Below are 20695 nucleotides of genomic sequence, written 5' to 3' on the forward strand. Positions count from 1 at the left end.
AAGAGATTTTTTAACATAATATCGTTTTAATTTATGCGCATTATATTCATGGGCACCCCTGACTTTGCAGTCGCATCCCTCCAGGCGTTGATAGCCGCCGGTGAGCAAGTGGTAGCTGTCGTAACTGTACCCGACAAGCCTGCCGGCAGAGGTCAGAAGCTTCACCAATCTGCCGTAAAGCAATTTGCAGTAGCCAATGGTATCCCTGTCCTGCAACCCGTCAAGCTAAGGGATCCCGATTTCTTGGATGCACTACGAGGTTTTCAGGCAGACCTGCAGGTAGTCGTAGCTTTCAGGATGCTCCCCGAGGTCGTATGGAGCATGCCGCCACTCGGGACTATCAATGTCCATGGGTCACTCCTTCCACAATATAGAGGTGCAGCTCCGATCAATCACGCCATCATCAATGGCGAGCAAAAGACCGGCGTCACCACTTTCCTGCTGCAACACGAGATCGATACGGGCCATATCCTGTTTAAAGGCGAAGTACCCATTGAAGAATACGATACCGCTGGCATTATCCACGATAAGCTCATGCACAAAGGAGCCGAAGTGTTGTTGAAGACCGTCGATGCCATTCGTGCAGGCGACATACGCCCCATCCCACAAGATACGATAGTAGAAGCTACCGAATTGAAGCATGCGCCTAAGATTTTTAAAGAAGATTGCGCTATCAATTGGGATGCTCCCGTAGCACACATATTTAATTTCATCAGAGGATTGAGTCCTTACCCCGCTGCCTATACCTACCTGGAAGGCAAAGTGTTAAAAATATACGAGACAGATAAAGAGGTGACAACTCCCACAATAGGTGTTGGACAGGTGGATACAGACGGGAAGACCTACCTTAAATTTGCTGCACAAGACGGGTATATCCAGGTCAAGACCCTTCAGATCGAGGGAAAAAAGCGGATGCAGGTGGACGAATTCTTAAGAGGATATCGATTCGGGGCCGACCAATAGGTCCCTTTCTTCCCTACTCTACATACTCCAGTACATCGCCTGGCTGGCAGTCTAGGGCTTTGCATATCGCCGAAAGTGTCGTCAACCTTAATGCACGACACTTTTCATTCTTGATAATAGAGAGATTAGACAAGGTGATGCCCACCTTCGCGCTAAGTTCATTGAGCGTCATTTTCTTTTCAGACATCAAGCGGTCCAAATGAATTATAATAGGCATAATGTAGGTTGTTTATAAGCGAATGATACATAAAATTCCCTTTTTTACTTTTTTTAAAACAATTATCATATTAAAAAGTTTTAGTGACAAGATTATTGAAATTTTGTCAGGTAGAGGGTTTCTTCATGTGTCAGTTTTTTAACAAATATTTAAGTATTTTTTAATTTATTGCTTATCAAGAGTTTAAGTGGTTCACCTAATTAGGATAAAGGCTATATCCTTTAAACACTCCTTGAATAAGCAATAATGGAACAGTTTTTGATAACACTTATCTACCTCACACAATGTCATAACTTATTAATAATGAGTGTATAATTTCTGTTATATACGCATTATTAGGCAAATTTTTTATATTTTTGCAAACATTTCAGCGAGAAAGGTATTTATAATATTCAATGAGACAGCTCAAAATTACACAATCGATTACCAATCGGGAATCACAATCATTAGACAAGTATCTCCACGAGATTGGTAAAGTAGACTTAATTACCGCAGAAGAAGAAGTCATCTTGGCGCAGCGCATCCGCGAGGGCGACCAGGTAGCTTTGGAAAAATTGACGAAAACGAATTTAAGGTTCGTGGTTTCAGTTGCAAAACAGTATCAGAATCAAGGTTTGACTTTAGGTGATTTAATCAACGAAGGAAACCTAGGATTAATTAAAGCAGCAAAACGTTTTGACGAAACCAAAGGATTTAAATTTATTTCGTATGCTGTTTGGTGGATTCGTCAGTCGATTTTACAAGCCATTGCCGAACAATCGCGTATCGTACGTCTGCCCCTGAACCAAGTAGGATCTCTTAGTAAGATCAGTAAGGCATTTTCCAAATTGGAGCAGGAATACGAGCGTGAGCCATCTCCCGAAGAACTGGCTGACATCTTGGAAACAACTGTTGACAAGGTTTCAGACACCTTAAGCAATTCCGGAAGACATGTATCCATGGACGCACCTTTTGTGCAAGGGGAAGAAAATACCCTATTAGACGTTTTGGAAAATCATGATCCGGACACGGATAGTTCTTTGATTGATGAGTCATTATCTGAAGAGATCAAGCGATCGTTGGCAACATTGACCGAGAGAGAGCGCGAAATTATCGTGTTGTTCTTTGGTCTAGGCTCCAATCATCAATTGTCATTGGAAGAAATCGGCGAAAAATTTAATTTAACTCGGGAGCGTGTTCGTCAAATCAAGGACAAAGCGCTACAACGCTTACGTCACACTTCTCGAAGCAAAATTTTGAAATCATATTTAGGTTAATCCAAATATAAGAGTCAAAAAAAAGCTCCCCCTGTACAGGGGGAGCTTTTTGCTTTATGGACCAATTGGTCTATTTTTCCTCTGCTTTGTCAGGCATTAAGATAAATTTGAACAATTTATCATCCTTTAGGTACTTGTTGGCAGTCGCTTTTACAGATTCCACCGTTACCTTCCCTAAGTCTTGGATATAGGTGAGCACCTTCGTAGCATCTTCTCCATTTTGGGCCGAGTTGCTGATATGTCCCATCCAAAATCCATTCTCTCTCAATTGGACTTCCAGTTGACGTTTCTGTTCGATTACAAATTTGTCCAGATCCGTTTGTTTAGGCCCGTCGGTCTTAATTTTCTGAACCTCACCCAGCGCCGACTGGATAAGCGGCTGTATCTTATCTACCGATGATCCAAATCCAATACTGAAGCTATAACGAGGTTTCGGGAATTTGCGATAATTGGCACCTGCACCAACCCCGTATACCCCGCTCTCCTCTTCTCGAAGTTGCTCAATCAGCGTAATACTCAATATACTCTCCAAGGCATCCATGTTGATATTTTCCTCATCTGAGTACTGGTAATCCCCGTAGTAAGCCAATTGTACCGACGCCTTCTGTTCTTTTCCCTTATTGACCACCTTCTCCACTCCTTTTTCGGGCTCCACGATACCGAGGTCCTTCGCCGTTTCTTTTCTATTGGCATTCGGCAGCGAAGCGACATACTCTTCCAATAGTGGTTTGATCTCCTCTTCTGTAAAAGAGCCTACTATGGTAAAGGTAAAGTCCGACGCATCCGCAAATCTATCTTTATAAATGCTAAGCGCTTTATCTTTGTCAATCTGTTTGACAGACTCTTTAGAAGCTGGTTGGCGACGTACGTTATTGCCGTACAATGTCGTGAATACCTCTTTACGGAAGACGTAGCTCGGGTCGTTTTCCATATTCTCAAGCGAGGACAGGGATTTCATCATGTTGCTCTGGAACACATCGTCATCAAGACGCGGCTCTGTAAAGTAGCCATATAGCAATTCAAACATGGTCTTCAATCCCTCTTTATCCGAGCGACCGTTAAACCCTTCTGAACGCTCCCCGATGAATGGCGTGATGCCTACCCGTTTCCCAGTCAGGTATTTTTGCAATTCGACATTGTTCAATTGCCCCACACCACTTGCATCCACCAAACCTGCCGCATTGGCAGCTGACTGATAGTCTGCATCCGGATAGAGAGACGTGCCACCTGGGCTGAAGGCCGAAATCAGGATTTCATCATTCTTGAACGTCGTTGGCTTCAAGAGCACCTTTACCCCATTGCTCAAGACCAGCTCCTTCACGCCGATGGCATTTGCCTCGCTTTCTTTCACTACACTTCCCTTCTTCGGCGTATGGCTCAATAATGGTAGGTCCGATACTTTGTCCTCATAAGCCGTGAGTTGCTCTTTTTCGACCTCTCCCAACCAAGCATTGACAGCAGCTTCCTCCGGAAGACTTGCCTTTTGGTTATCAGGAGCCAAGATCAGGATATCCCTATTGTTGTCCACATAGTATTTCTTACCGATAGCCTCCACTTCTTGCAATGTCAAGCTTGGAAGTAGCTGCTTCGTGATCTGGTATCTATATTCATTGCTAAGTGCTGGATCTTTTTCCAAGAAATAATTCATATAGCTCTGCACGTAGCTGTCCGATTTCTTTTTATCACGCTCTATATAAGCCGTCTCATTGTTTTTACGGATAGAAGATATCACCCGATCAAATTCCGATTGTGTGAATCCAAATTTTTGTATACGTTCCATTTCACGCACCAAGGTTTTGAATCCACCTTCAAATTCGCCCGGTTTTGCCGCAAAGAACAAGCCCAAGTTGTCCAATCCGCCGAGGAATTCCTCTACACCACCACCGGCCTGTATAAATGGGGGGTTGGACTGCTGCATGATTTCGCTGAATCGCGCGTTGAGCATGCCATTGAATACGGCTTTTAGCAGCTCCCTGCGGTAGTCACCCACCGTTGCTGTTTTATCCTCCGGATGTTTAAAGATAATTTGCCCCACCGTGTAGGACATCTCTGGGTCTGTCACCACCTTGAATTGGTTCTGTCCTGTAAGGGCGATATCATATTTTACCCTTGGTTTTGGATTTTCAGGAGATTTCAGGTCCGAAAACAAGCTCTTGACCGATGCTTCCATCTCCTTTACATCGATATCCCCGACAATGATGATCGCTTGTAGATCAGGCCTATACCAGTCCTTGTGGAATTGTCTGAGTAGATCCGGATCCGACTTGGTAACCACCTCTTCGGTACCGATAGGCAGTCGTTTAGAATAATGCGAATTGTTGAGTAGCATAGGCAGATATTGATCACGCATACGCTGCTGTGCACCACGCCCACCGCGCATCTCTTCCATGATGATACCGCGCTCTTTATCAATCTCTTCGGTCGTCAACAATGCATCCTGCGCCCAGTCACGCATCACTTGCAGCCCGTTCTTCAACAGTTCAGGGTCGTCCGAAGGGATAGGCAATTGGTAGACCGTCTCGTCAAAACTGGTGTAGGCATTCAGGTCACTTCCAAAACGTACCCCTGCCTTCTGTAGGTAGTTCACGAGTTCGTTTTTAGGGAAGTGCTTTAGCCCATTAAAGTTCATGTGCTCCAAGAAGTGTGCTAGGCCCAGTTGCTCATCCGTTTCCTGTACCGAGCCTACTTTATTGGCCAAGTACATCACCACACGCTTCTCAGGTTCTACATTCTTACGGATGTAATAGCGAAATCCATTTGCCAGTGTGCCCGAGATTACCTCGTTATCAAACGGAAGCTTAGTCTCCCAAGCAATGGTATCTGCCGCTAAGATCTGTCTCGCCTCGGACTGTATGGTCGTCGGGAACGAATCTTTGGCATGGGCCAAAGCAAAAGTCGCCGGCAATAGAAAGGCCAGCGCAAAAGGTTTTAATAATTTCATAAAATCAATCTTTAACCAATGAGGTTTATTATAAAAGTTCGGGGTGAAGTTAATAATTTTTCGTGCCAATCGTTATATATCAAGATATATTTACGCTATCTTGCCTACGGTTATGAATTGGGATATTGCTATACAGGATTTCAAACGATACTTGCGGCTAGAACGAGGCTTAGCTAGCAATTCGATCGAGGCCTATTTGAATGATGTATCCAAGCTTCGGGTGTATTGTGAGGATATGCAACTCGATTTTGTACACTTGACTATTGTCAATATACAAGCTTTTTTAATTTGGGTCAATAGCTTTGGGATATCTCGCTACACGCAGTCCCGTTTGATTTCGGGATTGAAGTCCTTTTATGCTTATTTGCAATTAGAGGGGCTGATTATCGCCAATCCCACAGCGCTTATCGAATCCCCTCGTCTCAACCGCAAGCTGCCCAGCGTGCTCAGTATTGAAGAGATAGATGCGCTGATCGCGGCCTTGGACCTCAGTACAGCCGAAGGGCCACGGAATAAAGCAATTCTAGAAATCTTATACGGCTGTGGCCTTCGCGTATCCGAATTGATCAACCTCAAAAAATCTAACCTCTTTTTAGAAGTTGAGTTTATCAAAGTAGAAGGCAAAGGTAGCAAAGAGCGTTTGGTGCCTATTGGCCAGCAGGCCATCAAGTATCTCAAACTATATTTGGAAGAGGTACGCATCCATCAGGCCCAGAAAGCCGAATTTGCCGATTTCGTGTTTCTCAACAAGAGGGGTACTTCCCTATCACGTGTTATGATCTTTATCATCATCAAAGATTTAGCGGCAAAAATTGGGCTTACCAAGACCATCAGTCCCCACACGTTCCGGCATAGCTTCGCTTCCCACCTCGTCGAAGGAGGAGCCGATTTACGAGCTGTTCAAGATATGCTAGGTCATGAAAGCATCACTACTACAGAGATTTATACACATATAGATAAAGAATACCTTCACTCTATCATTACCCAATACCACCCGCGGTCTTAATAAATATCATATTTTACTTGCAACACAGTTGTATTTACTATACTTTTGTACAGCATGTAATGCATGAGCTATTGAGAGAGCCTTTACACATATCACGTCTTTTTGCATATTTCGCAATTGTGCTGATGTCGTACTTCACGGCCATCCAATACACGCACAGCCATATATCAAGTAGGACTACCCAAGAAGATTGCTCCCAGCATGAGCATGATATTGCCGTAGACTGTGGCATTTGTCATCTGATTGGTGCTAGCCGGGTATTAGTCCCTGTTTCTTTAGCATTCGACTTTACCCCTTTCGCACAAGCATATGTCTTCCGCTTTGGCCAAGCAGCACTTGTGGATTGCCTTGTCGGATACCACGGGCTCAAATCCAACAAAGACCCTCCCCATACCCTTTTCATTTAAGTAAGCGGATACGAGCTATCCCTTAGCGGCGATTTCCAGAAGCGGGATCGAAGGGCATCTGCTACATAGACATCATTGTCCTATATGCAGCTTTGGCTTCCCTTTGATACTGACTCCGAAATTGGAGCTTATACGTGCTGTCTGTGGGATTATCCCATAGGTATCCCTGTAGGCTGACTATCTTTTTTTCACAACATATAGGAATATAATCATAGATGATTAATAGAATAATCATGGCAATCGTTATCTGTTGCCTGCATTACGCTGCCATGGCGCAGCAAAGTTGCAACCATATCTTGTCCGGCAGGGTTTTGTCCAACACTACCCAGTCGCCGTTAGTAGGTGCTACGGTCGTGTTGCTTCCCGTTCACAAATCTGCCGTGACCGATGACAACGGTTACTTCATGATGACAGGCCTCTGCGCCGGCAAATATACGATAGCCATTACCTCCGTTGGATATCATGCTTCGCCTGCACAAGAGCTGCGTATTCCTACCGATCAAAAGAAGTCCTTCCTCTTGGAGCCCTTAAATATCCATTTGGATGACGTAGAGGTCACTAGCGTACAGGGAGGCGCCCTATCTTCCAGCAAGCATCAGTTATCAGCTCAAGACATCAAAGAAAGCACCGGAAAAGTACTTGGCGATGCCCTCAGTCGGATTGCAGGCGTGACCACCTTGAGTTCGGGTTCATCTGTCGTCAAGCCCGTCATCAATGGGCTGCACAGCAATCGTATCGTCATTATGAACAATGGCGTGCGCCAAGAAGGACAGCAATGGGGTACAGAGCATGCGCCGGAGATCGATCCTTTTACGGCCACTACCATCAGCGTCATCAAAGGCGCCGATGCGGTACGCTATGGTGCCGATGCCTTAGGGGGTGTCGTCTTGACAACACCTGCGGTCCTAGATCCCGAAATAGCATTGGGTGGCCGTATCGACCTCCTGGGGCAGAGCAATGGTCGTGGTGGAGCTCTTTCGGCCAGTTTGGCCGGCAATGTGAAAGCTGCCCCCGGATTGGCATGGAAAGCACAGGCGTCGACACGCAAACTGGGCAATATCAAAACCGCCGATTACTATATGGGCAATACCGGTGCCGAGGAGTTGAACTTTTCCACCCAATTGCAGTATACCTTGAAAGCAGGTCAGCTAGATGCCTATTTCAGTCATTTTGGCACCAATATGGGCATCTTTAGTGGTGCTCACGTAGGTACGTTGGAAGATATCTACAGCATCATCGACAATGGCAAGCCCTTCGGTCAGTATGACTTTGACTATACCATTGCTGCCCCTAGACAGCAAGTTGCCCATGATCTGGCTAAGTTGAAGTGGGCGCATCGTTTTGACGGCAAAGGTACATTAGAGCTCCAGTATAGCTATCAACGTAATCATCGTCGGGAATACGACCTCCGTCGGGTAGAATCCGACAATCTCCCCATGGTAGATCTCTCCCTGATGACACAGGCCCTTGACGCCGTATACCGCTTCCAGCACTTTCAGGTCGGGTTCAATGGCGCTTTACAAGTCAACAACAATAAGCCTGGCACGGGCACTACTCCCATTATTCCCAATTATGACAATCATAATATTGGCGTATTCGGGATTGCGCAACTGCATCGCGGCAGCTACCATTTTGAGCTGGGCCTCCGCTATGATTACCGATACTTTGATGCCGCCGGCTACCGCTATGACTACCAACATCCCAATCCGGATGGCGTGGTCAGTCAGGTTTTATACACCGGCAATCGTACATTCCACAATATATCCGGTACTGCAGGGATGCTGGTACATATCGCTCCCGGGTTCAATTGGAAAAGCAATATCGGACTTGCCTGGAGAGCCCCATCGGCCAATGAGCTCTACAGCGATGGTCTGCATCACGGCAGTGGCATCTACGAGGTGGGCAATCCAGACATGAAAAGCGAAAAAGGGCTGAAATGGATCAACAATCTGCACTACAATCGGGATGGACTTGAGTTGGAGGCTGATATCTATGCCCAGTACATCTATGACTATATCTACGCTGTACCCAATCCAGATTCCGTCAGGCAGACCATCAGGGGGACCTTTCCTATCTACAGCTACCAGCAGCACAATGCCTTTTTCTACGGTTGGGACCTAAAGGCAGGCTATCAACTGTCACCAAGCTGGAAGTATGACCTTTCCTATTCGGTAGTCAAAGCGCGAAATGTGTCATTGGACACCTATTTGCCTTTTATTCCGTCGGATAGAGTCGCCCATAGCTTACAGTGGACTTACGGTAGCCATACCGCACTCGGACACCTTCCTTACTTAAAGTTAACCCATCGTTATGTAGCTCGGCAGTCCCGTTTTGCGGTAGGTTCGGACTATGTAGCACCTCCACCCGCTTATCAGCTATTGGATGCCCATGCAGGCACCACCTGGAAATGGGGAGGCAGGCAGGTCGAATTGACCCTTTCTGTCGAAAACCTGACCAACAAGCTATACAAGGATTACATGGATACCTTTCGGTATTATGCACATCGAGCAGGACGCAATGTGTCCTTCCGCTTGGCGTACACTTTTTAAAAACAGTTATTAAAAACGAAACATCACATTTATAATTTTTAAATATTATGAAGACTAACATGAAACATTTCTTACTCCTGATCACCGCATTTGCGTTTATAGGTTTACAATCCTGCTCTAAAGACGACCCTACTCCTGAAGAGGACCAAGAAGAAGTTGGCGGCGCAGTATTGACCTTTACAGAAGTAGAGCGCGAATCCCATGGAGACCATTATCATTACAACGATATCGCAGATGCAGAAGTAGAAGAAGTCAAATTCAGTGGCAATCCTTTGCTTCCTCCTACTGGAGCACATTTGCATTTGGAGGTCGGAAAGACGTATCGACTCACCTTGGTAGCAAAAGATTTTGCAGGCCGCGAGACCCAGCAGACGTTTGTCGATCGGGACGACATCCACAACGTATTTATCCTAGGCGCACCCAAGAAAGAGACGCTTACCTACGTCTATGCAGACAAGAAAGCCGATGGCACTAAGGTAAATGTCGGCGTGACCGGATACCTTACCATAAATGAGGAAGCCAGTACCTTTGACTTACGTTACATCTTACGTCACCTTAATCCAGGTGTCAAATCGAGCATTACTCCTGCCGATTGGAACAATGCCGACTTCACTAAATTCTCCGGTGAGAATGACCTGGATCTACGCGTCGGGGTGCACCTTGTCAAAGAAGGCGACCACGACCATTAATGATTTTTTTGTTGAGGGTGCTGTATTCCACCCTCAACACTGTTTTCTATAAAAAATGAACAGGCTGTAAATCAAAGCATGAGGTTATATTTACAAAAAAAATATACACTTTAAGGTAAACTTACTTATATTCGCATGCTTTTGTTCCCATAGTTTAATGGATAAAATTGCAGATTCCGGTTCTGTTGATGTGGGTTCGACTCCCGCTGGGAACACATACCAAAAAGCAGACTTGCTGTGCAAGTCTGCTTTTTTTGTGTCTGCTATACCTGCGCAAGTTGCCGCCACAAAAAAAGCCATTCATACGAATATGAATGGCTTTAGTATGTTTAAAACAACGGAATTAAGCAGTTTCCTGGTTTAATCCTTGTTTGTAGATTGCTTTCTTACGGGCAATACGACGAGTGACTGATTTCTTCTCGTAAGCTTGACGTGAACGAAGTTCTCTCAATACTCCAGTTTTCTCGAATTTCTTCTTGAAACGTTTCAATGCTCTGTCTAATGACTCTCCGTCTTTGATATTTACAATGATCATGCTTTAATATACCTCCTTTCGTAGCCTTTTAATTTTTTAAAGTGGCACAAAGATACGGAGCTCTGTCGAATATCTGAAATTTAATTTCACTTATTTTCATCCCTCCTTATTCGCTATACCCTATTGCAGGTCGGCAAGGCATATCGGCTGGCCCACCCTTGTGAGATACCAGCCTTGCTGGGGGTAGGAAGTCCCTCCTATCCCTAAAGGATTCCCTCCCGTTTCAGCATTTGCGCCAAGGTGTCGGGTTGGGTCAGCAAGCGAGTATGTAGCCCCACTTCCGCTGCGGTTTTCAAATGCTGGGGGCTGTCGTCAATAAATAATGTTTCACTAGGATCGAGCGCGTGGGTGTCCAATACATATCGAAAGATATCGGCATTCGGTTTTCGCATCTTCATCAAGTGCGAGTAATAGTCCTTTTCAAAGAAAGAAGAATTGTCGTCCAAGTCATATTCCTGTTTCAGGTACCTCATGATCCAATCATAGTGGATTTCATTATTGTTGCTCAGCAGGAACAATCGGTACTTCTGCTTCAGTTCCAAAAGTAGCTCATGGTTACCCTGTGGTACACCGATCAACAAGGAGTTCCAAGCATCATCTATTTGTTGGTCGGTAAGGGTCGCAACCTTTGAAAATTCCCGAATTCCGTCACGAAAGGCTTTTGCACTGATTTCGCCCGTCTCAAACGCATCAAATAAAGAGATATGGCCTTTATGTCCGAAAAAATCTTCTACGTTTTTGATACCCAGCGAAGTAAAGGCCTCCTGTGCTTTTAGAAAGTCAATCATAAAGATCACATTGCCATAGTCGAGAATAATATTTTTAATTTTTTGCATACAAAAATTTTGAATTATCAATACAAATATCGATAATTGCATCGTCAAAACGGGATAAACCCCGCAAAAAGACAACAAAAATAACCGCGCCTATAGCTCAGTCGGTTAGAGTAGAAGACTCATAATCTTTTGGTCCCTGGTTCGAGCCCAGGTGGGCGCACTGAAAAAAACCTGAAAGTTAGTAACTTTCAGGTTTTTTTTTACAAAGGGGTTAAAGCTGAACCACGGTGCAGTGGGCAATCCCCAAAATTTGACACCATTTATCTCACCTTTGTACCACCTCGAGTTCGTCGTACCCCGTCAAATCGCTATCAAAATTATTAAACATCGATTCATTTCGATAATTATCTGCTGTAATGTGAGGTATGAAATCCATTCCGACCCTTCGAAAAGAAGAGTCTAATTGTTCTAGTAAATCCATTGCATATTCCCTTATGCGGTTACCATTCTGATACTTGGCTACAAAAACTGAAAATGCATGAATAGCTTCCCGTTTCGGATATATTAAAAATAAGCCCAAAGCATTTCATTTTTGAATATTTACGGTAATATTTTCAAGTGTTTTAGATGTACGGAAAAATAACGTACATTTGTATAATTAATGGATAGAGTTATGGCTACGTTAGTAAATGATAGGATTGATGTACGCATCAGTAAGGAGCATAAAGAACTTATAAAGTATGCCGCTGAAATCAGTGGTTTTAAGACTGTGTCAGAGTTTATCGTGACGTTGGCAAAAAATGAAGCTACTCGTATCATAGAAGAGGAAGCTAAAATCCTAAAATCTATGGACGACAAGGTTCTTTTTGTCGAAACCTTATTGAATCCACCAGCGCCAAATAAAGCACTAAAGACCGCATTGAAAGCGTACGATCAATTTTCCAACTTATCGCCCAATGACCTTAAAGGTTTTAGAAAAAAAGCATAACCGAAAAGGTTTTTATTGTGGTATTGTCGAGCTGGATAACTACATTAAACAATACGTCAGCCAAGATGTGAAGCGTAAATTGGCTGTTTGTTATGTCCTCGAAGATGAGGATGCAAATGTAATTGCCTATTATACACTATCCGCTAGCCGTATTGATCTAAACGATATTCCTGACCACCTTAAGCGTTCATTAAAGTACCCTGAAATTCCAGTTGTGATCATCGGCCGTCTTGCTGTTCACATTGACTATCAAGGCAACAAATTAGGACAAATCTTATTAATTGATGCGCTAAAGCGCATTATTGAGGTCGGTGCTCTTATTGGTAATCATGCGGTTATCGTAGACCCGATCAATGAATCCGCCGAAAAGTTTTACTCCAAATTTGGCTTTATCCAATTGAAAGACTCCAAGCGTATGTTTCTTCCCCTAAAAACAGTAGCCACATTATTTGGAATAGAATAAAGCCGAAATGGTGCATTAAGCACCTTTGTTCCACTGTGTCATTTCTTTGGATAAATAGAGCTACCCTCTAGTATTGCCCCCTTGTATTTCAACACCAGCTCCTTTAAGACTTCCATCAAAGGAACTAAGTGATCCATGGCTTAAGTTTTGACAATGGTGATATTCAAAAAGATGAAAAAAACCGATTCCTTACTTTTTCAATTTCTGCAACCGCTCTTTTGCCGAAGGTATCACATCATCATCTTCCGTATAATTCTCAATCACACTTTCCAACGTGCTCCTCGCCTGCAGCGTATCCCCCTTACGCAGATAGGTATCCGCAAGCAGAATGAAGCTCTTCGCCACCCAATAATCCTCTAACTCCATATTGTTGATCACATCAAAGGCCGCCTCCTGTGCTTTGTCATACTTCTTATTTTCATACTGCAGTCGTCCTAGACGGTACCTTGCCTCAGCGCTGACTGCTGTTTGGCTTTTCAGTGCCGCCAAGTTCAGTTCCTTCATCGTGGCCTCCACATTTCCCGCCTGCTGCATGGCCATGGCACTGTACAAGTGCGCCTTGGCAATTTCTTCGTCAGATGCCCGATTGTAATTCTTGATCAGTTTCACGTACTTATTCATCTGCTCCAAGTCACCGATTTCGAAATAGCAGATCATCAGGTTAGTTACTGCGTAGCCATAGTTGTTTTTATAATCTGAATTGATCTCTAGTTTTTTGAGGTGCACGATTGCCTCGTTGTATTTCTTCAAGTTCAAGTATAGCGCAGAGACCGTCAATAGGGCTTGTTCAGTATATTGGCTTGTCCAGTCGTTCAGGATAATGTTCAGGTCGTGTAGCGCGTCCTCTGGATGCCCCGTATGGTATAAACTCACCCCTCGGATGAAGCGAGCATGCTTCTCCTGCCTGGGTTTCGGAAACTTATCAAAATACGCGTTGATAGCCTCCACCGCCGCCGCGTATTGTCCTCTTGAAAACAATGTTCGGCCCGCCTGAAAAGTCAAGTTATCCTGCTCTGCGGCACTCAGGTTCGTGATATTAGTGGTGGTTGCGTACCGAATATAACTCGACGCATCCCCTTGATCCAGGTAGATATTTTGAATGGAAAGCATTGCTTGCGATGCTTCATCGGTTGTCGCATATTCATTCACAATCTTCTGGAAGGTGGCCATCGCTGCTTCGGTGTCATTTTTATTATATTGGACAAGCCCGATAGTCATCAATGCCCGAGGGACGTAGCTACTGCGCGGGTACCGTTCGATCATCTTCTGCAGCCCTTGGATTGCCGTATCGTAATCCCCGGTAGTGAAATGGATATAGGGAATCTCAAACGCGACGTCATCCGCATAGTTCGAACGCGGAAATTTTTCAACAACAGACCTCAGGGTATTGAGCTTCGCTACATTGTCTCCCTGTAATCCTTGGATAATACCGTGCTGAAACAAGGCGTAATCCTGATTTGGCGCTTTATCGTTGATCAATTGGTCATAGTATTCATTTGCCCGTCCATAATTGCGTATGGACAGATACGAATCGCCTAACCGTGCGATTACATCATAATGTATGCTTTTATCCGACAAACTTTCCTTAGATGCCAAAAAGCGTTCAAAATACTCTGCCGCCAAGCTATACTTGTTGATTCGGAATGCAGCATATGCCAAGGCATAGTTTGCATAATTGTATACACCCGTATTTCGTGCGGCAGGCAACTGCAGGAAACTAGAGAAGTTGTCCACCGCTTCTTTGTATTTTCGAACCTCATACATAGCCTCCGCCTTCCAATATTTAGCTAGCGCTGCCATTTCCGGATCGAATTGAAATTTTTCCGATCGCATAAACATCGAGATACTGTTTTCGAAAGCACGTTCGTTATAAAATTCCAATCCGCGGTAATAGGTTAACTTTTGATACACCATATCATCTTTACGCTCCCTATTCGGAAATGATTCCACCAAATATACAGCTGCCAAAAAATTGCTGTTACCCGATAAGACCTCGGCCATGCGTGTTTCCGTAGTCTCTACTTTTTTTGCATCACGATCACGATCTGCATTTTTCAGTGCGATATATTCTTGAAGCGGCTTCAAGGCAACTTGGACCGAGTCCAATTCATATAAAACTTTACCATAGTTATACAGCCCATCCGCTGTCAATTCTTGGTCATAAGCCATTCTAGACGCTTTATAAAACGCATTCCGTGCGCGTTGCTTATCCCCGGTTTCCAGGGCAATATGACCTAAAGCAATTATCGAGCTCTGATAAAAAGCATCTAGAGGTTTCACTTTGGAAAGGATTGATGTCGCTCTTTCGTATTCGCCCGCGCGATATGCCAAGATGCCAATCCTGTTATTATCGATATTATCGCGTAAGGCATTGGGATACCTTTCCGGCAATGGACTGTGAAAAGCTTGCCTGTAGGGGTTTCTCGCAAAATACATGCTGGCAACGGTCTTGCGCAACTCAATTTCGAGTGCTTCTCGATCAATATTCATATCCGGACTCCGGCGGACCTTTACGGCATCTGCCAGCATCGGTCGGTAATCACGTACCACTGCGATGGAATCAAAAACTGCTGATTGCGTTTCATCCCGTGGCTTTGTTGGTTGCTGCTTTTCCTCTTCCTGTGCATACCCTGTCACCAGCACAACTGAAAAGATTCCGGTAAGTATATGTTTCAGATAATTACAGCCGATTGTTTTTTTCAGTATCATCTTTCGTACGTATTTCTATATTTCTCCAAACGTTCCTTCGCAGGGGGAATAATAGCGATATCCTAATCCCCCTTAACGTGCGATACTCAAAACTAAAAAATTCCAATCACAATTAGGTGAATTGTTTACAGCGCTGTAAAATCTTTTTTTTATACGCAGGTTTTACTATCTTCGTAACTCATGCAAAAACAACTATTCACATATTATAGTTTAGCAATTGGAATGATTGCCTAATTCCGGGTGTCTTGTTCCTGAAGTTGCCGATTGGTAGTTCCTATACTATCAAAGGTGATTGCTATGGAGCAAATCGCTCGGATGACAGAAATCAAGCAATTTTATTTCATCATTTAAATTATACATAGTGAATAACTTATCATTTTATGGTTGGAACGACGAACTGTCTCAACTAAAACAGATATCACCATACAAACATCTTCTTCATGGTCGGGTTTCTGCCGTAAACAGGACCAATTATGAAGTCATCACCGAGCTGGGTCTGCTGGTGTGCGAATTAAGCGGCAATTTACTCTATAGCAAGTCATTATTTGAGCTCCCCTGTGCGGGTGATTGGATTATCGTCCAATCTTTTGACGATAACCAAGGGGTAATAGTCGATATTTTACCCCGCAAAAATACCATGTACCGAAGAAAGAGCGGCAGCATATCCGACAAACAAGCTATTGCAGCCTATATTGACAAAGTATTTATCGTTCAAAGTCTCGATGCAAATTTCAATGTTCGTAGAGTAGAACGCTTTATGGTTCAGGTATTAGAAGAAAATATCCAACCGGTGTTGATACTCACCAAGTCTGACCTAGCGTTTGATCGCCATTTGGTAGATGAATCGCTGCAACATATTGTCAACAAGATGCCCGTCTTTTTCACAAGTATTCTTTCTCCTGAAACCATACTCCCTATTAGAAACTTTATCAAGCAAGGAGAGTCGGTCGTACTCGTGGGGTCGTCCGGTGTCGGGAAAAGTTCTTTGATCAATATCTTATGTGAGCGCACGGTTTTTCTGACATCTCAGGTAAGTAAGTCCTCAGGCAAGGGACGGCATACATCTACCCGTCGGAATATGGTATTAATGGAAGGTGGTGGCGTTTTAATAGATACGCCAGGTGTAAGGGAATTTGGTTTAGCATCGGATAATCCGGAGGTGCTGGCTGATATCTTGGATGTATCTGATTTCAAGGACTCCTGTCGTTTTGATGATTGTACGCATGAAGGAGAGCCCGGTTGCGCGGTTATTGAAGCTGTCAATAAAGGTCTCTTGGCCGAAGCAGTTTATCAGAGTTACCTCAAGCTTCGAAAAGAATCCAAGTATTTTTCTACTTCCGAACATGAAAGACGCAAACGGGATAAGTCTTTTGCCCGAATTGGAAAGGAGGCTAAGCGAATCAAAAAACGGTAATTTTTTTTGATGCATCACAGGTGTTCCAACTGAAATTGGAACACCTGTCTTTTTGTATGAATATCTTCATTTGCCCCCCTATTTAAGCCCTGGTGGGCAATCCCATATCCTCCCCGCAATGCAGGCATTTTTTTGGTTCACCAGCCATTTGCCCTTTATTTGTCCATCTGCATCCATCCGAACAGCTGCTCGTCGTCGGTGCCTTATCCTTGTATCGTATCAAAAAAATATACATATGAAGACAATCAACACATTCCACAGCGCCATTGCACCCACACTGGGTTTGGCCATCGGCAGCATCCTATTGGCAAGCACATTCCTTTCTACGAATGGCTATGCCGTACCTCCTACCCATTCCGGCGTTATCCTGCGGCAGCACACTTCGCTCGCTACCACCAATTCCCTGCAGCAGTTTGTCGGGTATTACCAGCTCCCCAATAAAGTGGCTTTCATTCAATTTGAGGTAAAAGGCAATGCCCTATTCGCTACCCAACTGTGGGACAACAAGGTGTATGAACTCGCCCAGCTCGACGAGACCCATTTCGAATCAAAGAAGGAAGGCCACAAGGTCGAGTTCCTCAAGGACAGTTCCGGTCAGTTTGCTTCCGCCAAGATATTGGGGCGCATCACTACTGTAAAGGTCGGTTTTGACCCCACTACGGTCAAGCAGCTATCCGCAGCCCAGCTCAAGCAGCTTGAAGGGACGTATACCTTCAAGGACGACAACAACCTCAAGCTCGATATCCGATCGTCTGCAAATGGGCTCACGCTCAAGCAGCTCTGGGACAATAAAGAGATAGCCTTTACCCCTAGATCCGAAGCGTTCTTCGTCAATGCCGACGGTACTTTTCCGCTTACATTTTCAGTAAGCAATGGAGCAGCCACGCAGGTCACCTGCTTTGAAGACGATGTCTGGTTCAAAGCACAATAGGCAGCCATGATACGACAGGCGCTCTATCGACTTCTTATTCTGTGGGCTATGCTCGTCCTTTGCACATCCAAAGGGCTAGCGCAGCAAGTAGCAGACGAAAATTTCCACTATTCGATACCTGCCCCTATGTATGCGGCTAGCAGTGGCCCCCTGATCATATTCGATGAGGCTCATCACAATGCCTCTACCCTCAGGGGTGCCTATTCTCCGTTCGCTAAGCTGCTCAGGAGTGATGGATATCAGGTGGTAAGCAGCAAAGAGCCTGTGAGTTCAGGCCTTTTAAAAGAAGCAACGATTTACGTAACGGTCAATGCCATGTACGATCTCGAAGATTGGAATCTACCTGCGCGATCCGCTTTTTCTGCCGATGAGATCGAACTCCTCGTCAAGTGGGTGGCCGATGGCGGAAGCTTATTCCTCGTTACCGACCATATGCCGTGCGGGGCCTCCGTCCAGAAGTTGGCCGCTCGATTCGGGTTCAACATCATCAACGGTTTCGCCCTCCGAAAGGACGGAATGCCTGAAATATTTTCCAAGGAGCGAAACACATTGCTCTCCAATGACATCACCAGTCCCGCAGGCCAAGAGATAGACAGCATTATGTGTTGGGGAGGTACAGGGTTTATTGCCCCCTCGGATGCCCAAGTTATCTCCGTATTAGGAGACGACTACAACATCTATCTTCCCAGCGATGTCGCGCAAATCAAGAAGCCCCTCCCCGACACCCTGCCCTATATTTCGGGCAGAGGCCTCGTCAATGGCGCCTATCTCCACTTTGGCAAAGGGCGGATTGTCATATTTGGGGATGGCGCCCCTTTCTCGGCACAGCTACAGGGTATCAAAAGTGCCAAAAGAGGGATGAATCACCCTTCCGCCATGCAGCATGCTCCGTTTCTGCTCCACATCATACACTGGTTGGACCGAAAATTATAATCAAGCTATCCGCTACAAGCGCGTGCAAACGACAAAAGCCGTTTTTCGATATTGAAAAACGGCTTTTTCTATTCACCCAGGTTTATCAGGATACTGTCGCCAGCACCCTATTTTTTGCTGATCGTATTTTTATAGATCTGCCCATCCTTCATGATCAGCAGAAAGTTCTTTTCCGGATTCGCAATCACAGCAAGATCCTTCAGCGGATTGCCATCCACCAATAGCAGGTCCGCCAGCGCCTGCTCTTCGATGACCCCCAGTTTTCCAGGATAAGGACTGCGCAGGCCCGACAGCTGCAAGAGCTCTCCATTGTCCTGTGTGATCATTTTTAAGATTTCCCCATTCGTGAACCACTTTTGGAGGCGCAGTATGTAGCTATTTTGATCTTCGTTCAATTCAGGTTCGAAGAGGAAGTCCGTTCCCCAGGCCAGTTTTACCCCCAATTTCTTCGCCAATGGCCATACTTTATCCTGTCCGTCCAATACCGGCTTACGTTTCGCCTTGCGTTGCGCATCCATATTGTCGTTATTATCCATTAAGTTTTGAAGGCTGAGCCACACATTTTTCTCCGCCAGCAATTTCAGCGTTTCCTCATCCAGCATCTGACCATGTTCTATTGATTTGACACCCGCCTCTACCGCACGTTGCACAGCCCTTGGCGTATACGCATGCACCATCACATAGGTCCCCCAATCTTCGGCAGCCTCTACGGCAGCCTTCATTTCGTCAAGTGTATACTGCGTCACATCGATCGGGTCATAGGCCGACGATGTGCCACCACCAGCCATTAGCTTGATCTGGCTCGCCCCAAAGCGTAGGTTCTCCCGTACGGCCGTCAATACCTCGTCACGGCCATCCGCTATGAAAGTAGCCCCATAGCGCTCTGCCCTGGATACCATCCCAAAGAATCGACGCGAGCGCTCCTCTGGCGTCCTAAAGTCACCATGTCCCGCCGTTTGGCTTATTGTGGCCCCCGAAGCCCATACCCGTGGCCCCACCAACTGTCCTTTATCTATAGCCGCTTTCAACGGAAAGATAGGTCCCCCTGCATCCCGCACGCTCGTAAACCCGCGTAAGAGCATATTTGCGGCAGATTTCCCCACTTTATCCACCAAAAATTCTTCCGACATATCGCTGGTCATCATCTGCGGCATGGTGAGTGCTCCAAATACCAAGTGCACGTGCACGTCGATCAGGCCCGGCATCAACGTTTTGCCTTTACCGTTAATCTTGATTACCTCTTTATCCTGCACGGCAATAGGTGATGAGCTGATTTTCTCGATTACATTACCCGATATCAATACATTCATGGGCGCCGTAAGGTCTGCCGCCTGATGGTCCAGAAGCCTGACATTCTCCAGCAGCACATGTTTGGTCTGCGCCATCGTGGTCGAAATACTGGCAAAAAGAAAAGCAAAAGCTAATATTGGTCTCATATGTGTATAAAGTTGTTTGTTCGTTAACCTGTTCGTTTGGCGAGGCTTACACGCTCCTTTTGTGGTCCTACCCTATTTTAAAGGTCATCGAGCCCCATACGCAATTCCATAATAAATTAGGTATCTGTGTTGAGGTATATTCCATAGGTAAGCCGTTAAACTAAAAAATAAGATTAAAAATACTGGATAATTGACTTTATTTTTAAGTACTAAGATACGTCTTTTTTGTACAAAGACAATTTATTTTGAAATCCATGTCCTACTCAGCAAGGTAAGGCACATTTTTGAATACTCCGGCGTCTTGGTCGGCAATCATGCTCTTTTTGCAACAGGTTTTAAAGCCCATCTATAGATAGGCTGAGTACCGCACATCGTTACAATGAGATCCAACACCCGCCCGTCCTTAATTCAAAAAAAAGGCCTTCACATGCATATTTGCAAATATGGCGGTAGCATCCTTAGGCAGGGCGCGTCAGAAGTCC

18 protein-coding genes and 2 tRNA genes are annotated in these 20695 nt (G+C 45.0%); 13 read left to right on the plus strand and 7 right to left on the minus strand.

The annotated features are described in order from the left end of the window. The first annotated feature begins 33 nt into the window (after window positions 1-33). The gene (gene fmt, locus OQ289_RS11755; protein WP_270087053.1) at window positions 34-963 is read left to right on the plus strand and encodes a methionyl-tRNA formyltransferase; all 930 of its coding nucleotides are present in this window, start codon (window positions 34-36) and stop codon (window positions 961-963) included. A gap of 13 nt (window positions 964-976) precedes the next feature. Here the strand turns inward: fmt and OQ289_RS11760 are convergent, their stop codons facing one another. Beyond that, window positions 977-1180 carry a helix-turn-helix domain-containing protein gene (locus OQ289_RS11760; protein ID WP_033562537.1) on the minus strand — a complete coding sequence of 68 codons (204 nt, stop codon included), beginning with the start codon at window positions 1178-1180 and terminating at the stop codon, window positions 977-979. A gap of 395 nt (window positions 1181-1575) precedes the next feature. Between OQ289_RS11760 and OQ289_RS11765 the strand changes: the two genes are divergently transcribed. Then, the gene (locus tag OQ289_RS11765) at window positions 1576-2436 is read left to right on the plus strand and encodes a sigma-70 family RNA polymerase sigma factor (RefSeq protein WP_002995274.1); all 861 of its coding nucleotides are present in this window, start codon (window positions 1576-1578) and stop codon (window positions 2434-2436) included. Window positions 2437-2506: 70 nt separating this feature from the next. On the opposite strand, the gene OQ289_RS11770 is transcribed toward OQ289_RS11765, so the two are convergent. Continuing rightward, the gene (locus tag OQ289_RS11770) at window positions 2507-5377 is read right to left on the minus strand and encodes a M16 family metallopeptidase (RefSeq protein WP_270087054.1); all 2871 of its coding nucleotides are present in this window, start codon (window positions 5375-5377) and stop codon (window positions 2507-2509) included. A 112-nt stretch (window positions 5378-5489) separates the two neighbouring features. Here OQ289_RS11770 and xerD point away from each other — a divergent pair, with 112 nt between their 5' ends. The 5 genes from xerD (at window position 5490) to OQ289_RS11795 (ending at window position 10243) form a co-directional block, all read left to right on the plus strand. Continuing rightward, on the plus strand, window positions 5490-6383 hold the full coding sequence (xerD, locus tag OQ289_RS11775) for a site-specific tyrosine recombinase XerD (protein WP_270090877.1): 894 nt from the start codon (window positions 5490-5492) through the stop codon (window positions 6381-6383). A 125-nt stretch (window positions 6384-6508) separates the two neighbouring features. Further along, the gene (locus tag OQ289_RS11780; protein WP_270087055.1) at window positions 6509-6790 is read left to right on the plus strand and encodes a hypothetical protein; all 282 of its coding nucleotides are present in this window, start codon (window positions 6509-6511) and stop codon (window positions 6788-6790) included. A gap of 215 nt (window positions 6791-7005) precedes the next feature. Beyond that, on the plus strand, window positions 7006-9339 hold the full coding sequence (locus tag OQ289_RS11785; RefSeq protein WP_270087056.1) for a TonB-dependent receptor: 2334 nt from the start codon (window positions 7006-7008) through the stop codon (window positions 9337-9339). Between the two features lie 47 nt (window positions 9340-9386). After that, window positions 9387-10028: a hypothetical protein gene (locus OQ289_RS11790; RefSeq protein WP_270087057.1), complete on the plus strand. Its 642-nt coding sequence runs from the start codon at window positions 9387-9389 to the stop codon at window positions 10026-10028. Window positions 10029-10171: 143 nt separating this feature from the next. Continuing rightward, window positions 10172-10243: transfer RNA gene (locus OQ289_RS11795), tRNA-Arg, on the plus strand. A 128-nt stretch (window positions 10244-10371) separates the two neighbouring features. Here the strand turns inward: OQ289_RS11795 and rpsU are convergent. Continuing rightward, on the minus strand, window positions 10372-10563 hold the full coding sequence (gene rpsU, locus OQ289_RS11800) for a 30S ribosomal protein S21 (protein ID WP_270087058.1): 192 nt from the start codon (window positions 10561-10563) through the stop codon (window positions 10372-10374). Window positions 10564-10766: 203 nt separating this feature from the next. After that, entirely contained in the window at window positions 10767-11399 is a 633-nt protein-coding gene (locus OQ289_RS11805; RefSeq protein WP_270087059.1) for an HAD family hydrolase, read from the minus strand. 86 nt (window positions 11400-11485) lie between these two features. On the opposite strand from OQ289_RS11805, the gene OQ289_RS11810 reads away from it, so the two are divergent. Continuing rightward, window positions 11486-11559: transfer RNA gene (locus tag OQ289_RS11810), tRNA-Ile, on the plus strand. Between the two features lie 105 nt (window positions 11560-11664). On the opposite strand, the gene OQ289_RS11815 is transcribed toward OQ289_RS11810, so the two are convergent. After that, window positions 11665-11820 carry a hypothetical protein gene (locus OQ289_RS11815; RefSeq protein WP_270087060.1) on the minus strand — a complete coding sequence of 52 codons (156 nt, stop codon included), beginning with the start codon at window positions 11818-11820 and terminating at the stop codon, window positions 11665-11667. A 192-nt stretch (window positions 11821-12012) separates the two neighbouring features. On the opposite strand from OQ289_RS11815, the gene OQ289_RS11820 reads away from it, so the two are divergent. Beyond that, complete coding sequence (locus tag OQ289_RS11820; RefSeq protein WP_270087061.1) at window positions 12013-12327, plus strand: type II toxin-antitoxin system TacA family antitoxin; 315 nt, start codon at window positions 12013-12015, stop codon at window positions 12325-12327. Then, the gene (locus OQ289_RS11825; RefSeq protein WP_270087062.1) at window positions 12296-12790 is read left to right on the plus strand and encodes a GNAT family N-acetyltransferase; all 495 of its coding nucleotides are present in this window, start codon (window positions 12296-12298) and stop codon (window positions 12788-12790) included. Before OQ289_RS11820 ends, OQ289_RS11825 begins: the two co-directional genes overlap by 32 nt. Window positions 12791-12979: 189 nt before the next feature. On the opposite strand, the gene OQ289_RS11830 is transcribed toward OQ289_RS11825, so the two are convergent. Then, window positions 12980-15499: a tetratricopeptide repeat protein gene (locus OQ289_RS11830; protein ID WP_270087063.1), complete on the minus strand. Its 2520-nt coding sequence runs from the start codon at window positions 15497-15499 to the stop codon at window positions 12980-12982. 361 nt (window positions 15500-15860) lie between these two features. Here OQ289_RS11830 and rsgA point away from each other — a divergent pair, with 361 nt between their 5' ends. The 3 genes from rsgA (at window position 15861) to OQ289_RS11845 (ending at window position 18777) form a co-directional block, all read left to right on the plus strand. After that, on the plus strand, window positions 15861-16913 hold the full coding sequence (gene rsgA / locus OQ289_RS11835; protein WP_270087064.1) for a ribosome small subunit-dependent GTPase A: 1053 nt from the start codon (window positions 15861-15863) through the stop codon (window positions 16911-16913). Window positions 16914-16983: 70 nt separating this feature from the next. After that, a complete protein-coding gene (locus OQ289_RS11840) occupies window positions 16984-17844 on the plus strand; it encodes a hypothetical protein (RefSeq protein ID WP_270087065.1) in 861 nt (286 codons plus the stop codon). A 6-nt stretch (window positions 17845-17850) separates the two neighbouring features. Further along, window positions 17851-18777, plus strand: a complete 927-nt coding sequence (locus OQ289_RS11845) for a DUF4350 domain-containing protein (protein WP_270087066.1) — start codon at window positions 17851-17853, stop codon at window positions 18775-18777. Window positions 18778-18884: 107 nt separating this feature from the next. Here OQ289_RS11845 and OQ289_RS11850 read toward each other — a convergent pair whose 3' ends face one another. Then, the gene (locus OQ289_RS11850; protein WP_270087067.1) at window positions 18885-20213 is read right to left on the minus strand and encodes a metal-dependent hydrolase family protein; all 1329 of its coding nucleotides are present in this window, start codon (window positions 20211-20213) and stop codon (window positions 18885-18887) included. Window positions 20214-20695 lie beyond the last annotated feature (482 nt).

Origin of the sequence: Sphingobacterium sp. SYP-B4668 (assembly GCF_027627455.1) — a bacterium.
GTDB lineage: Bacteria > Bacteroidota > Bacteroidia > Sphingobacteriales > Sphingobacteriaceae > Sphingobacterium.

Bases quoted from the DNA above. Each gene is read 5' to 3' on its own strand.
- fmt (WP_270087053.1), top strand. From the start codon at position 34: ATGCGCATTATATTCATGGGCACCCCTGACTTTGCAGTCGCATCCCTC.
- rpsU (WP_270087058.1), bottom strand. From the start codon at position 10,563: ATGATCATTGTAAATATCAAAGACGGAGAGTCATTAGACAGAGCATTG.
- OQ289_RS11765 (WP_002995274.1), top strand. From the start codon at position 1,576: ATGAGACAGCTCAAAATTACACAATCGATTACCAATCGGGAATCACAA.
- OQ289_RS11815 (WP_270087060.1), bottom strand. From the start codon at position 11,820: ATGGATTTACTAGAACAATTAGACTCTTCTTTTCGAAGGGTCGGAATG.
- OQ289_RS11770 (WP_270087054.1), bottom strand. From the start codon at position 5,377: ATGAAATTATTAAAACCTTTTGCGCTGGCCTTTCTATTGCCGGCGACT.
- OQ289_RS11850 (WP_270087067.1), bottom strand. From the start codon at position 20,213: ATGAGACCAATATTAGCTTTTGCTTTTCTTTTTGCCAGTATTTCGACC.
- OQ289_RS11830 (WP_270087063.1), bottom strand. From the start codon at position 15,499: ATGATACTGAAAAAAACAATCGGCTGTAATTATCTGAAACATATACTT.
- OQ289_RS11820 (WP_270087061.1), top strand. From the start codon at position 12,013: ATGGCTACGTTAGTAAATGATAGGATTGATGTACGCATCAGTAAGGAG.
- OQ289_RS11805 (WP_270087059.1), bottom strand. From the start codon at position 11,399: ATGCAAAAAATTAAAAATATTATTCTCGACTATGGCAATGTGATCTTT.
- OQ289_RS11785 (WP_270087056.1), top strand. From the start codon at position 7,006: ATGATTAATAGAATAATCATGGCAATCGTTATCTGTTGCCTGCATTAC.
- xerD (WP_270090877.1), top strand. From the start codon at position 5,490: ATGAATTGGGATATTGCTATACAGGATTTCAAACGATACTTGCGGCTA.
- OQ289_RS11790 (WP_270087057.1), top strand. From the start codon at position 9,387: ATGAAGACTAACATGAAACATTTCTTACTCCTGATCACCGCATTTGCG.
- OQ289_RS11760 (WP_033562537.1), bottom strand. From the start codon at position 1,180: ATGCCTATTATAATTCATTTGGACCGCTTGATGTCTGAAAAGAAAATG.
- OQ289_RS11780 (WP_270087055.1), top strand. From the start codon at position 6,509: ATGTCGTACTTCACGGCCATCCAATACACGCACAGCCATATATCAAGT.
- OQ289_RS11845 (WP_270087066.1), top strand. From the start codon at position 17,851: ATGATACGACAGGCGCTCTATCGACTTCTTATTCTGTGGGCTATGCTC.
- OQ289_RS11825 (WP_270087062.1), top strand. From the start codon at position 12,296: ATGACCTTAAAGGTTTTAGAAAAAAAGCATAACCGAAAAGGTTTTTAT.